The sequence below is a fragment of the Streptomyces sp. SPB162 genome, from assembly GCF_029504575.1.
Lineage (GTDB): Bacteria > Actinomycetota > Actinomycetes > Streptomycetales > Streptomycetaceae > Actinacidiphila.
Genome location: NZ_JAQFII010000001.1, coordinates 3759514 through 3772560, shown reverse-complemented (window position 1 = coordinate 3772560; position 13047 = coordinate 3759514). Strand labels below are relative to the sequence as shown.

At 67.4% G+C, this 13047-nt stretch carries 14 protein-coding genes; 7 read left to right on the top strand and 7 right to left on the bottom strand.

Annotation, left to right across the window (positions count from 1 at the left end; translation table 11 throughout):
• Window positions 1–21: 21 nt before the first annotated feature.
• Entirely contained in the window at window positions 22–174 is a 153-nt protein-coding gene (locus M2266_RS17180) for a hypothetical protein (protein ID WP_277438976.1), read from the bottom strand.
• Window positions 175–419: 245 nt separating this feature from the next.
• Here M2266_RS17180 and M2266_RS17175 point away from each other — a divergent pair, with 245 nt between their 5' ends.
• The 5 genes from M2266_RS17175 to M2266_RS17155 all read left to right on the top strand — a co-directional run bounded on the left by M2266_RS17175 (window position 420) and on the right by M2266_RS17155 (window position 4302).
• Window positions 420–1745, top strand: coding sequence for a cation:proton antiporter (locus tag M2266_RS17175; RefSeq protein WP_269275671.1), 1326 nt, complete (start codon window positions 420–422; stop codon window positions 1743–1745).
• Window positions 1732–2199, top strand: coding sequence for a CBS domain-containing protein (locus tag M2266_RS17170; RefSeq protein ID WP_269275672.1), 468 nt, complete (start codon window positions 1732–1734; stop codon window positions 2197–2199). Before M2266_RS17175 ends, M2266_RS17170 begins: the two co-directional genes overlap by 14 nt.
• Window positions 2196–3494 (top strand): ArsB/NhaD family transporter, encoded by a 1299-nt coding sequence (locus M2266_RS17165; RefSeq protein WP_269275674.1) that lies wholly within the window; start codon window positions 2196–2198, stop codon window positions 3492–3494. Before M2266_RS17170 ends, M2266_RS17165 begins: the two co-directional genes overlap by 4 nt.
• A gap of 73 nt (window positions 3495–3567) precedes the next feature.
• Window positions 3568–3879: a hypothetical protein gene (locus tag M2266_RS17160; RefSeq protein WP_269275676.1), complete on the top strand. Its 312-nt coding sequence runs from the start codon at window positions 3568–3570 to the stop codon at window positions 3877–3879.
• Window positions 3880–3924: 45 nt separating this feature from the next.
• Window positions 3925–4302 (top strand): STAS domain-containing protein, encoded by a 378-nt coding sequence (locus tag M2266_RS17155; RefSeq protein ID WP_269275678.1) that lies wholly within the window; start codon window positions 3925–3927, stop codon window positions 4300–4302.
• Window positions 4303–4518: 216 nt separating this feature from the next.
• Here the strand turns inward: M2266_RS17155 and M2266_RS17150 are convergent, their stop codons facing one another.
• Window positions 4519–5190, bottom strand: coding sequence for an LAETG motif-containing sortase-dependent surface protein (locus M2266_RS17150; protein ID WP_269275680.1), 672 nt, complete (start codon window positions 5188–5190; stop codon window positions 4519–4521).
• Window positions 5191–5224: 34 nt separating this feature from the next.
• On the opposite strand from M2266_RS17150, the gene M2266_RS17145 reads away from it, so the two are divergent.
• The gene (locus tag M2266_RS17145) at window positions 5225–5647 is read left to right on the top strand and encodes a hypothetical protein (protein ID WP_277438975.1); all 423 of its coding nucleotides are present in this window, start codon (window positions 5225–5227) and stop codon (window positions 5645–5647) included.
• 650 nt (window positions 5648–6297) lie between these two features.
• Here the strand turns inward: M2266_RS17145 and M2266_RS17140 are convergent.
• Entirely contained in the window at window positions 6298–7728 is a 1431-nt protein-coding gene (locus tag M2266_RS17140; protein ID WP_269275684.1) for a flotillin family protein, read from the bottom strand.
• Window positions 7729–7799: 71 nt separating this feature from the next.
• On the bottom strand, window positions 7800–8309 hold the full coding sequence (locus M2266_RS17135) for a hypothetical protein (RefSeq protein ID WP_269275686.1): 510 nt from the start codon (window positions 8307–8309) through the stop codon (window positions 7800–7802).
• Window positions 8310–8723: 414 nt separating this feature from the next.
• Between M2266_RS17135 and M2266_RS17130 the strand changes: the two genes are divergently transcribed.
• Window positions 8724–9791: a helix-turn-helix domain-containing protein gene (locus M2266_RS17130; RefSeq protein WP_277438974.1), complete on the top strand. Its 1068-nt coding sequence runs from the start codon at window positions 8724–8726 to the stop codon at window positions 9789–9791.
• A gap of 415 nt (window positions 9792–10206) precedes the next feature.
• On the opposite strand, the gene cyaB is transcribed toward M2266_RS17130, so the two are convergent.
• From cyaB to M2266_RS17115, 3 genes are read right to left on the bottom strand one after another with little or no spacing between them, the layout of a single operon-like run.
• Window positions 10207–10776 carry a class IV adenylate cyclase gene (gene cyaB / locus M2266_RS17125; RefSeq protein WP_277438973.1) on the bottom strand — a complete coding sequence of 190 codons (570 nt, stop codon included), beginning with the start codon at window positions 10774–10776 and terminating at the stop codon, window positions 10207–10209.
• A 30-nt stretch (window positions 10777–10806) separates the two neighbouring features.
• Window positions 10807–11883 (bottom strand): aldo/keto reductase, encoded by a 1077-nt coding sequence (locus M2266_RS17120; RefSeq protein WP_277438972.1) that lies wholly within the window; start codon window positions 11881–11883, stop codon window positions 10807–10809.
• Between the two features lie 10 nt (window positions 11884–11893).
• Window positions 11894–12733, bottom strand: coding sequence for a hypothetical protein (locus tag M2266_RS17115; RefSeq protein ID WP_277438971.1), 840 nt, complete (start codon window positions 12731–12733; stop codon window positions 11894–11896).
• Window positions 12734–13047 lie beyond the last annotated feature (314 nt).

Below are 13047 nucleotides of genomic sequence, written 5' to 3'. Positions count from 1 at the left end.
GACCGGCGTTCTGGCGGCTGATCACGTGACGGCGTTGTCCGGGGCGGAGAGCGGGAGCGTCGCGGAATCGGCGTGGTTGACGACGTGATGGACGTCGAGCGCCAAGTCGCCGAGGCCGAGGGCACAGCCCATGATCCAAAACAGAGCGAGGATGTTGCTGGGGAAGTCGCTCACCGAGTCACGTCCGTTTCGTCGGGGGTTTGCAGATCGAGGAGGTTGGCACACCATTCGCGGCCGCAACGTCCAGCGTGGCCCGCTCGCGCTCACCGCGGCGGGGACCTGCGGTACCCGGCGCGGGGAGTGGCCATCGGATATTCGTCGTCGGGCGCGTAAAGATCGTGTAAGTTCGGTGACGGTGTGCCGGGAAGTCTGGTCGGCGATCGCTTTGGCGATCCTTCTGCCGATCCAGGGAGTTTCCTGTGGTACTTGTCGCGGTGTTCGGTGTTGCGCTGCTGGTTGCGGTGCTGGTGTCCGGCCTGGCCGCCCGTTCCGTTCTCTCCACGTCCTTGCTGTTCTTGCTCGCCGGCGCCGTGGTGGGTGATGGGGCGTTGGGCTTGGTGCACATCGCCCCGGACAGCTCGTTGGTGACCGCGACCGCGGATTTGGCGCTGTTCACGGTGCTGTTCACCGACGGCATGCACGTCTCGTTCCCCAGCCTGCGTAGTGCGTGGCGTCACCCCGCCCGCGCTCTGGGCATCGGGATGCCGTTGGCGTTCGGCGGTGTGGCGGTGCTGACGCACTATCTGGTGGGGTTGGACTGGACGACGTCGTTGTTGGTGGGTGCGGTGCTGTCGCCGACCGATCCGGTGTTCGCTTCGGCGATCGTGGGCCGCAAAGAGGTGCCGGCTCGGTTGCGGCAGTTGCTGAACGTGGAGTCGGGCCTCAATGACGGGCTGGCGTTGCCGGTGGTGCTGGTCCTGATCACCGCAGCCGGTCCGTTGCACGCCGAGGGCAGCGGGTCGCTGGGTGTGGTGGGCCTGGAGCTGGCCGGTGGCCTGGCGCTGGGCGTGGTGGTGCCGCTGCTGGTCACGGCCGTGGTGCGGCTGCCGGGGTTGGGTGCGGAGCCGCGTCTGCAGCCGCTGGGGCCGCTGGCGATCGGCATCGTCCTGTACGCGGCCTGCCACCTGACCGGTGCGAACCCTTACCTGGCGGCTTTCGCCGCCGGAGCGGTGCTGGCCTCCGCCGCCCCGCAGACCACCCACGCCTTCGAAGCCCTGGGCGAGGCGCTCGCGGAGCTGAGCAAGTTCGCCGCCCTGCTGGTCTTCGGCGCGCTGCTGACCCCGGCCCTGTTCGGGAGCCTGTCGGTGGGCGGGTATGTGGTGGTGGTCCTGGCGATCGTGTTGATCCGCCCGGCTTCGCTGCTGATCGCCCTGCTGGGCACGCGTATCGACCGCCGGGAGCGGTGGGTGGCGGCCTGGTTCGGTCCCAAGGGCTTCGCGTCAGTGGTCTACGGGCTGCTGGTGCTGCAGGCCGGAATCCCGCACGGCGAACAGGCATACACCCTGATCGCGGTGTGTATCGCGGTGTCCATCGCGGTGCACTCCAGCAGCGATGTCCCCATCGCCCGCCTCTTCCACGTCGACGACCTGATCGGCATCCCGGACGACGAGGACGACATCACGGCCGACGTCGTCGAAGGCCGCAACCCGCAACCACCCCTGCCGTCCCAGGCCGCTGACCCTGCACCCCGCCCCGCGGGGGCGGACACCTCACAGGACAAGGAGTCCCGACGTGCGCGCACGTGACCTCGCCGAGCCCTACCCCAGCATCGGGGAGAGCGATGACGCGCTGGCCGGAGCCCGGCTTTTGGCCGAGCAACGCCTGCCCGCTGTTCTGGTCCTGGACGCCTACGGCCTGCCGAAGGCGATCCTGCCCGCCTCGCAGTTGGTACGCCTGCTGGTGCCGAACTACGTCCTGGAGGACCCCACCTTGGCGGCGGTGATCGATGAGGCCCACGCCGACCGGCTGTGTCAGGCGCTGGCCGGTCGCACGGTCGGCCAGGTTCTGCCCACGGGCGCCACGCCGCCACCGGTCGCCGATGCCGACGACACGGCAGTAGAGGTTGCCGCACTGATGGCGACCTCCCGCAGCCCGCTGGTCGCCGTCGTCGAACACGCCGCCGACCGGCACGGGCAGGGCCGGCTGCTGGGGGTTATCACCGCCTCCCGCCTCCTTGAGCGCCTGCTGGGTGCGGTATGAACAACTGGCACGCCTGGGCAGCCCTGGCGGTCTTCGCCGGCGCCTACGTTCTGATCATCACCGAATGGGTGCACCGGGTCGCTGCCGCCCTGGGCGGCGCCGCCCTCATGCTCGCGCTGCGCGCCACGGACGCGGACGCCGCGTTCTTCTCCACCGATTCCGGCATCGACTGGAACGTCATCTTCCTGCTGCTGGGCATGATGATGATCGTCGGCGTGCTGCGCCGCACGGGACTGTTCGAGTTCCTGGCGATCTGGGCGGTCAAACGCGCCCACGCCAAACCCTTCCGCGTCATGGTGATGCTGGTGGTCATCACCGCGGTAGCCTCCGCGCTGCTGGACAACGTCACCACCGTGCTGCTCGTCGCCCCCGTCACCCTCCTGGTGTGCGAGCGCCTCAATCTGCCGGTGGCACCGTTCCTGATCGCCGAAGTGCTGGCCTCCAACATCGGCGGCATCGCCACCCTCGTCGGCGACCCGCCCAACATCATCATCGCCAGCCGGGCTGGCCTGAACTTCAACGACTTCCTCGTCCACCTCGCCCCACTGGCCGTGATCCTGACCGCCGTACTGGTAGGCATGTGCCGGTTCATGTTCCGCAAAGCGTTCATCTACGACGAACACCGCGCCGCCGAGGTGATGGCGCTCAGCGAACGCGAAGCCATCCGCGACCGCCGACTGCTCGCCCAGGGCCTGATCGTGCTCGGCCTGGTGGTCGCCGCGTTCGTCCTGCACCCGGTGCTGCACTACGAACCCAGCGTCGTGGCCCTGCTCGGCGCCGGACTGCTGGTCGCCATCAGCCCGGTCAAAACCAACGACGTCCTGGCGGACGTGGAATGGCCCACCCTGGCGTTCTTCGCCGGCCTGTTCATCATGGTCGGCGCCCTGATCGAAACCGGCGTCATCACCGAAGTCTCCACCGCCCTGGCCGACGCCACCGGCGGCAACCCGCTGGGCGCCACCATGCTGCTGCTCGGCGCGTCCGCGATCCTGTCCGGCATCGTCGACAACATCCCCTACGTCGCAACCATGGCGCCCATCACCGCCGACCTCGTCCACACCGTCGGCGACCCCCACGGACCCGTCCTGTGGTGGGCCCTGGCCGCAGGCGCCGACCTGGGCGGCAACGCCACCGCCATCGGCGCCTCCGCCAACGTCGTCGTCCTGGGCATCGCAGAGCGCAACCGCACCCCCATCAGCTTTTGGACCTTCACCCGCTACGGAGCCCCCGTCGCCGCCGTCACCATCACCGTCTCCGCCCTCTACATCTGGCTCCGCTACTTCGCCCTCGCCTAACGACCCGGTCGGCAGCCACCGCTGCACCCCGGCCGGCCCCCCTTCACCACATCGCAACCACGACAGGCCCCCGATGAACCCAACCATCAACTGGTCGGCCCTGGCCATCAGCAGCGCCGTCCTGCTCCCCCTCAGTATCCTGCCGCTCCTCGGCGCCCCGCTGCCACAGCTGGCATCCCGCTTCACCCACCGCCGGATCCTCAGGCTGTGCGCGCTGCTGTACAACGGGGTCGTGGCCGTCAACACCATTCCGCGACTGGCCCACGCCCAAGTGGACATTCTCATGCTCTGCACCGGCATCGGCATAGCCATGGCGCTCCTGACACTGACCCTCACCACCATCGCCGCCGTCGTACAACCTGGGTCCGCCCGTCCACGGCCCTGATCGGGCCGAGGCCAGCGGGACCTGACGTAGCCAAGGGAAACCACCGTGCCGGAACGAGGATGGAAAGCATGGCGCGCAGCGCGCGCCCTGCGCCGCAACGTGCATGTCCACCGCTGTGATCACGAGAGCGTCGTGGTGAGCCTGCACGGCGACATCAACCACGACAACGCCGCGCCGATCGGACGCCTCCTGGCCGAGCTCCTTCAAGCATCACCTGACGAGGCCCATCTGGACTTTGCGGAAATCTCGGGTCTGGGGACGGCGGCAGGCTCGCTGTTCTTCCCTCTCATGGCAACCGCCCGCGAACAGGGCACCACCCTTATCGTCCACCGCGCCAGCCCAGCCCTGCGCACCAGTCTCCGCGGCCTCGGCCTGGATCGAGCGCTGTTCTACGACGACGAACCGGCCTGGCCGCGGTCATGACCATGCGGGGTCGGCGCGCGTCAGGTGCATCGAGTCGATGGCGCTGCCGTGAGTTGGACGCCTTGCGTGTCGGCGTGCACGTATCCATCATCCGCTCTGAGCACAGCGTCCCGCCGCCTGATGGCGACGGGACTCACGAGCGACCGGTGCCGCGGCCCACGACCGGGAATGGGGGAGGGCAACGAGCGGTGGGTGTTTGCTAGCCGGTCAGCTGAATCAGACGGCGGAGCTGGCCTTGCGACGGCGCACGATGAACATCGCGCCCACACCGACCGCCACGGCCGCGCCGCCTGCGAGGGCGAGCTGCGGCATGGCGGAGGAGGAACCGGTCTCGGCCAGTCGGCCTTCCGGGGTCACCTGGATGGTGTTGGCGGGCTTCACGGTCGGCAGCGGCTTAGTGCCACCGGTCTGCGGCTTGGAGTCCGGTACGTGACCCGGCTTGGTGTTGGCCTTAAGGATGTTGAACTCGTAGAAGTTCTGACCGCTGGAGAAGACGCAGTTGCCCTTTTCGTCGGCGTAGGCGCCGATGCCGATCACGACGCCGAAACCTGCGGGGGTCGAGGCATCGGCCGCGATCCGCAAGCTCAGCTTGAACTTCTCGTGAGCCCGGACGTCGGTCCAGCCCAGGCCGCCGAAGTCCGGGTTCTCCTCGTTGAGCGAGACGTTCTGCCAGGCACCGGTGTCGGAGTTCTTGAACTGAAGCTTCAGGTGCCGGGAGGTGTCCGAGAAGTCCTTGCCGCCTACCGCGACGGCGAACGCACCGAAGTCGACGCGCTGGTAGCTCCTGGCCGAGTTGTTCGACACGTCGATCGTGAGGCCGTGCCAGCCGCTGCCTGCGACAATCTTCGAGGGCAGACCAGTGAGAGTCGTGGTAAACGTCTTGTCCACCGGCGGACCGTCGGATTCCGGGTCACTGGTGTCCGTGCACTTCGTTGGCGTCGGTGAGACCGTCGGCTTGGTGGAGGTGGTCGCCGTTGCTGACGCGGAGGCCGTGGCCGTCGGGGAGGCAGAGGTCGTGGCGGACGCGGTGGGGGCGACCTTCGTGGTGGCGGTTGCCGACGGCGAGGCGGAGGCGCTCGGGGACGCCGAGGTGGTCGCGGACACGTCGGCACCGGGGACCGTGGTGTCGGCGAAGGCGGCGGTAGCGGACAGGAGCGCGGCGGGCGCTATAACAGCGGTCGCAGCGACCGTCACCAAAGAGCGGCGAAGCTTCATGACAAGACCTCTCGGGTCCAGGAAAGAAAGGGAGAAGCCGCCGTGGGAAGGGTCACACAGAACGGCTCGGCTGATCTTACTGCCAATTGTGCTACATGTGCGAGCTATTTCGTGTCGGGCTGACAGTTGACCATGCATTCAGCGAAGTACAAATCAACCTTTTTGGGAAAGTTGCCCACGCCTCCCATGAGAAGGCTGTGACCTATGTCATGGGGCAGGAGCAGCGATGAGAAGGTAATGGATTGGATTGTTCGGCGATATCGCCGAGCGGCCCGTTCCTTCGATGAAAAGTCCTAGATGCCCCAGGCGAGTTAGGTCCGATTCGCCCTCCGCGAGGGAGTGGCCGAAATGTCCCTGAAATCAGGTGCGAGCCCCTGGCGAGCCCGGAGTACGCGACGATGGCCGCAACGCCGGGCCCCCTTTTCAGGCGGCGCCCAGGACCCCGGGACGTAGCGCGTCGCCAGGATCCCGGTGCGGCCATCATGACGGTATCGTCGACCGCAAATTCAACGCCCGCATGCATATCGTCCAGCCAGCCGTTTTCGTGTGAACTGTCTTTCCTTGCCCTCCTGCGATTTTTCGTACGAGCGCCGGCAAAGGGGGCGCGGACCGGGTGAACGTGGATTGACGCGGCAGCTTTCCTCGTCGCGAGGTCAGCACAGAGTCCGGCCATCCGACGAGGCTGGGCTGTCTTCCTGGCCCGCAGGGCGACGATCCACGCGGTTTCACCGGGGAAGGCTACGGCCAAGCCGTATCGCGGGATCACCGGACGCCGCCGCACTACTCGGAGATCTCGATCTTGCCGTTGGATGATTCGGCGGGGGCGGGAGACGAGGCTGTGGTGCCTCGCTGGGTGATGCTCCGGAGCAGCTCTGCGAGGTCGACGCCGGTGGTGGAGCTGAGTAGTTCGAAGCCCTGGGCAACGTTGTTGGTGACCGTGCGGGAGAGCTGGCTTGCTCCGTCGGTGGAGATCACCGTCATCTTGTCGATGGCGCTGAGCGGCTCGGCGGCTTTCGCGACGACCTGGGGCAGCACCTCGACCAACATCTGGATCATCGCTGCATCGCCGTACTGGGCGAATGCGTTGGCCTTCTTCTGCATGGCCTCGGCTTCGGCGGAGCCCTTCGCCGCGATCGCGGAGGCTTCCGCCTCGCCCTCGATCCGTACCGCGTCCGCGAGTGCGGCGCGGTGCTGCTGCTCGCCGAGACCGGTCAGGCGGGCACGTTCGGCATCTGCTTCGGCCTGCTTGACCAGGGCGATCTTGCGGGCTTCGGCTTCCTGCTCGGCCTGGTAGCGGGCGGCGTCCGCGGGCTTGCGGACCTGGGTGTCCAGTTGGCGGTCGGTCAGTGCGGCCTGTCGCTGGGCGACCTTCTCCTGTTCGGCGAGGACCTCCTGCTGGCGGGCTGCGTCGGCGAGCGGTCCGGCCGCGTTGGCCTTCGCGGCTGCGGCTTCTGTCTCGACCCTGATCTCGGCCTGCTTCAGGTAGAAGGTCCGTTCCGCGATGGCGATCTCTTCAGCGGCCTTCAGCCGGGCTTGCTCGGAAGCCTGCCGGGCGATCGCCTCGGCGATGTCGGCCTCCTGCTTGGCGCGGGCGGCCTCCGGGCGGCCGAGGTCCTCCAGGTACGAGCCTTCGGTGGTGATGTCCTGGATCTGGAAGGCGTCCAGGACCAGGCCCTGCCCGGACAAGCTCGCCTCCGCCTCCTCGGCGACCTGCCCGGCGAAGGCGGCGCGGTCGCGGATGATGTCCTCCACGGACATCCGGCCGACGATGGCGCGCAGGGCGCCGGAGAGTACTTCCTGGGTGAAGCCGACGATGCCGTCCTGCTGCTGCAGGAAGCGTTGGGCGGCGGCCCGGATGGCGTCCTCGTTGCCGCCGACCTTGACGATCGCGACGCCTTCGAGGTTGGCCTTGACGCCGCGCAGGGTGACGGCTCCGCGAACTGCGATCGGGATGTGCCGGCTGGAGAGGTCCAGGGTGAACTTCTGCTGGACGAAGGGGACGACGAAGACGCCGCCACCCACGACGACCTTCTGGCCGCTGTTGTCGGTGCTGATCTGGCCGGTCTCGGGGTTCGTGGACGACTTCCCGCGGCGGCCGGTAATGATGAATGCCTCGCTGGGGCCTGCGACTTTGTAGCGGGTGATGACGACGAGGGCGAGCAGGACGAGGAGTACGACGACTCCCACGACGGCGCCGGCGACTGGACTCATGATGGTTCCCCCCTGCCTCCCGGGGGACGGCAGATCGATGCGGTCGGATTCAGGTGATGCAGGAACGTTTGTCAGGGGTGGACGGGGCGCACCGCGACCGAAGTGGTCGACAGCACTGCTTCCACCCAGATCTCGGCACCTCGTTCGACGGGAACCGGGCTCTTGGCCGCGAACTTCGCCAGCTGGCCCGCGCGACGCAGCAGCACCTCGCCATAGCCGTCGGCCGGGATGGCGGTGACAACCGAACCAGCCATGCCCACGAGATCGCTACCGCGCGGAGTAACGGCCGTCTGCCCGCGCATCAGCGTGCGGCTGAGCTTCAAAGTCAACCAGCCGGTCGCGACACCCGCGAGAGCGCCCGTGAGAGTGGCGCCGATGGGCCCGAGTGAGGTGGTGCCCAGCACGATGGCGCCGCCGAAGCCCAGCATGGAGACGAACCCCGCGACGACCGGGAGCGACAGCAAGCCGTCGAACACCCCGTCCAGGACGCCGTCGAAGAGCCCCTCGGCTACACCATCGAAGATCAACGAAAGCGCGAGCAGGACGATTCCCGCCGTTCCGAGACAAAGAAACACGGTCATCCGTTCCACCCCTTCTGCCCTGCTGATCCGCGGGTCGGGGGATGGATGGTCCCACCGGAGCGGGGAGAGACACATTGCCGCTTCCCGGCAATTTTTTCCCGTCTTTGATGCCGCCTTGCCCTTCCGAATGTTTCTCGCCGCAACGCTGGCCGCTCACAGGGCCCGCAGAGGAGACAGGTGCTCCGATCCCTTGTGCACCGCGGCCCAGGTCACGTTCTCGGGTGCGGCGCAGGGCCGCTTCCGACACCGGGTTCGTCCTCGTTCCCCTGCGAATGCCGCCGATGCTGCACCGCGGCACACCGACAATGTTGATGGACTCCCGCTGCCGGGTGCCGTGCTCGTCTGGCGTTCTGACATTGTTGCCCTTCGTGCGTCAAGTAGCCGTCACAAGCCCGTCAAGATCCAGGAGACCACGTGGCGCAGCGGGAGATACCCGAGCACTACCTAGACGAATATGGCCACATATTGGCCGAAGTGTCCTCGACGGGGCGGCGACTGACCCGCGACGAGCTCGAATCTCGCCGGTCGCTGGGAGAACAAGCGGCCGAGGACGGGCACGGCCTGCGAGCCCTCGTCCGCGCCCATCTGGCCGCCACGCGGGCTGCTCTGCCGAACCTCCCCAAGATCACTGGCCGGGTCGACAGCGTCCTGGCCGCCGTCGAGCAGGCCGTCGACGCCTTCGCGGAGGGCCATGAGCGTGCGCAGCGGCTCGCGGTGCGCCAGGAAGAGGCGGCCCGGCGCGAGTTCATTGATGATCTACTTTACGGTCGCAGCGATCTGGGCCGTCTCGCGGAGCGGGCCAAGCACTTCGGGTTGCTGCTGTCCCAGGCGCACGCCGTCGCAGTTGCGGAGGGCCCGGCGGCGTACGACGACACCGACCCGGTCACCCGGCGCGTGGAGCGCGCCTTGATCAGCCGGTTCGGTGATCGCCGGATCCTGCTCACCACCAAGGAGGGCCGGCTGGTCTGCGTCGCCCCAGGCGACCAGGCCGATGTCCTGACGCATTTCGCCCAGCAGGCATACGCGGCGGTCGGCGGGGGGAGGACGGCGATCGGCCGCTCCCACTCGGGAGCGGGCGGTGTGGTCCATTCATATGAGGAAGCCCTCAGCGCACTCGATCTCGCGGAGCGCATGAACCTCTGCGATGCCCTTCTCCGCGCAGCCGACCTCTTGGTATTCCCAGTCCTCACCCGAGACCGGCAAGCCATGTCCGACCTGGTGAGCAGTACCTTGGGCCCGCTCCGGCAGGCCCGAGGCGGGGCTGAACCGCTCTTGGAGACCTTGACCGCCTACTTCGACTCAGGCTGCGTCTCGGCTGAGGCGGCGCGCCGCCTCAGCCTGAGCGTACGGGCCTTGACCTACCGTCTCCATCGCATTCACCAGCTCACCGGCTCCGACCCCGCCGAGCCAATGCATCGCTACACCCTTCAGACCGCCGTGATCGGTGCCCGGCTCCTGGACTGGCCTGGCAACGAAATCTAGCCCAGTTAGAACCCCGCACGTCGAAGCACGGCAAGGCGTATCGGCGGATTTTCGATCCGACCGATCAGAAGTCTGTTCGCACCTTTGTGGCCGAGACGTTGATCTTTGGAAGGCTTGGACGCAGCAGCGGGGATTTCGTGGGGCGAGTTCAGTGGCTGGTACGAACCTGCGACGAAGCCGGCCCAACTTGGTCGCCATCTGGGCGGGCCTCGACGCAGGCGCGGTGATCAGCGGGAACTACCTTCAGTAGTTCCCGCTGATCACCGACGTTTGTGGCTCTCGTGTGCCCTTGATGTGTCTCTCTGGCGCGCCTTCATCGTCGCTTAGGCCGCTGCTTCGGAGGCGGAAAGCGCACAGGGGTCACCAAGCTGGCGATGTTGCCTCAGGCTCGCACAGCCTGCGGTGTGTCAACCGCTCAGGATGCGGTGTGGCGGCCGAGGACCAGGTGCGGGTAGCCGGCGTGGATGCGTTCGCCGAGCTCGGCACAGATGGTGGCGATGAACTCGTCCAGGCGGGTGGTGGCAGCTTCGATGCTGGCGGCTTCGCCCTTGAACTCGAACTCGATGAAGGTGCCGAGGTCGGCCACCTCGTCGAAGGCGACGGCGATGTCCCCGTCGCTGGTGGTCCACTCCTCGCGGATCTTGTCGACGGTGGCGATCTCCTTGTAGTCGAGTGCGTCCAGGAGCATGGTGACGGCCTTCGGATCGGTGACGGCCGACTCGTACTCGTCGCAGTGCGTCTTCAGTTCGGCCTCGATCGGGTGCCACCGCTTGAAGTTCAGGGACGCGGTGTTGTCCTCGACGCGGACCCGTAGCCATTCGGAGATCGTCGTGGGGGCGAGGAAGTCCCGATGGGGAGCGTTGTAGTAGGTGTCGATCTGGCGGGACGCCTGGCCGGGCTTGGCTTCCATGCGGGTCAAGGTGTCCTTGACCGTCTGGGCCGGGACCGCGAGCCGGTACTTCTGCTCGACCTCGGTGTACTCCACGGTGTGTCCTTTGCTGCTGGGGGGCGTGGGTCAATTCTTTCGATGGGCGTCGGTGTCCGGCTGGGAATCGGTCATCTTCTCCCGTACGGGTGACATGACGTCGTGCAGGAAGTCCATGTCCTCGTCGGTGATCGGTTCGTCGGCTCGGGCCAGCGTGGTGCTGATCTGGGAGGCGTCTCGGAATCCGATGAGAGCGACGGCCTTCGGAGCGTCGTGCAGCGCGTACTGCACTGCGGCTCTGGCCAGGTCATGAGGGGCGGCGCCGAACCGTCGTCCGATCCGGTCCACCGCGTCATCCAGCAGGCGCAGAAGGTCGGGATCGACCGGCTTGGACGAGCGGTGGTCGCAGGCGCTGAAGGCGCGTTCGGAGCCGGTCCGGCGGGTCCCCAGGAGGAGTCCCTGTCCGAGGACTTGCTTGATCAGGACACCGATTCCTTCGGCGCGCGCGAAAGCGAAGATGTCGGTCTCGCCGGGTGAGTACCGAGGGCTCATCAGGTTGTGGCGGACGGTGAGCACGTCCGGGCGCACGGAGCGGAGCAGGTGTAGGAAGCGTCGGGTATCGGCTGCGTGGGGGTGGCTGGGGTGGTCGGCCCATTCCAGAGCGAACCGGTGGGGCGCGCGCATCCCGATGGCGCGGATCAGACCCCGATCGCGCAACTGGACGGCGGTGTCGATCGCTGGTTGTAGGTAGGTGTCGCGGTCGCCGAAGTCGCCGCTGTGCAGGTGATAGAGGTCCAGGTAGTCGGTTCCGAGGTTGTCCAGGGTCGTGGCGAACTGGCGGTGTATCTGGCTGGGGAGGTAGGGGTGTCGGGCGGTGCCGGCGAAGTACCCGACTTTGCTGGAGATCACGAGGTTCTTGCGGGTGGTCTCGCGCAGCAGACGGCCGATGAGGCGTTCGGAGCGGCCGAGCCCGTAGACGTCTGCGGTGTCGAAGACGGTGACACCGAGTTCGTGCGCGCGGACCAGTCCTTCGTAGGCGGCGTCCTCGTCGACTCCGTCCCAGCCGATTGGTGTCCCGTTGTTGACGGCGGGACCGCCGATGGTCCAGCAGCCCGCGCCGAACCGGGACACCCGCCGGCCGAGGCCCGGCATGTCGTGGTGGTCCATCTGATCCTCCCTAGGTTCCGCAGGGGTCTGAGGCGTTGATCAGCTGCCAGCCGGTGGCGGACTCCCACCGACCGTGTTCGTGACGGAGCATCTTGGCGTGCTCCCCGCGCAGTCGCGCTCCCACCTGCTCGACGGTGGACGCCATGCGCTCGCGCAGCCGGTCAACCCGGGCTTCCAGCAGGGTGCCGATGAGGACGGTGAGCTGCTGCTCGGCGTGCTCGTCGACCGGAATCACGGGGTGGGTCTCGATGACCGCGATCATCTCGCCAAGGACGGTAAAGGCGGCGTCCTTGAGGACGACCCGGGCTGCGCGCACCGCGTCCCGCTGGTCACCGTCGAGGATCTTCTCCAGCGACTTGAGCGTGTAGTCCAGAGCGAAGTTCCGGTCGACCCAGCGCTGTGCCCACGTGCTGGCAACGCCGATGCGCCAGTCCGCGAACCGGGCATCGACTCGGCCCATCGACGGCCGAATGTCGCCGGTCAGGCCGCGTTCCTGAGCCTTGCGGGTGTAGGCGGCCCCGATCAGGCACTCCATCGAGACGAGCATGTAGGAGATGCCCGTGTGCAGAGGGCGGCCGGTCGCTGCTTGAGCCACGAACGCCTCGTCCCGTACTCCTCGCACGATGTCGGCCGGCGCCAGGTGTGGCTGCGGGTCCAGCAGGAGGTCGGTGCGGCCTTGGAAGGCGTAGGTGGCCTTCAGCTCCTCCAGGGTCATCAGGTGGTCGAAGGTGATGTACGTGAAGCGTGTGGGGACGCCGAGCGCGGACAGGGTGCGGATGGCCAGGGTGTTCTGCTCGCCGCTGGTCTCCTTGTTGAACCGGGCCAGGATGGAGTCGACGCCCGATTCCACGCCGAACAGCATCCGACGCAGGCCCCCGGTTCACCAGCGTGCGCCACATGTCGGCCCGCTCCACATGCCATGCCGTGTCCCGGTCGGTCCGTACGACCTGGTCCACCCGGCAGCTCGACTCCCAGGCGAACCCGGCTTCGTGCAGCACCTGGCCGACGTCCAGCGCCCGGGAGACCGCATCGTCACCACGGCCGATGAACTCCTCGTCGACCAGGTACAGGGTCCGCGACACATCCGGGTAGCGGTCGTAGACCTTCCGTAATTCGCCCAGCATCCACGGCAGCCGCTCCGGGGCGGCTCCGGACCAGGTCCCC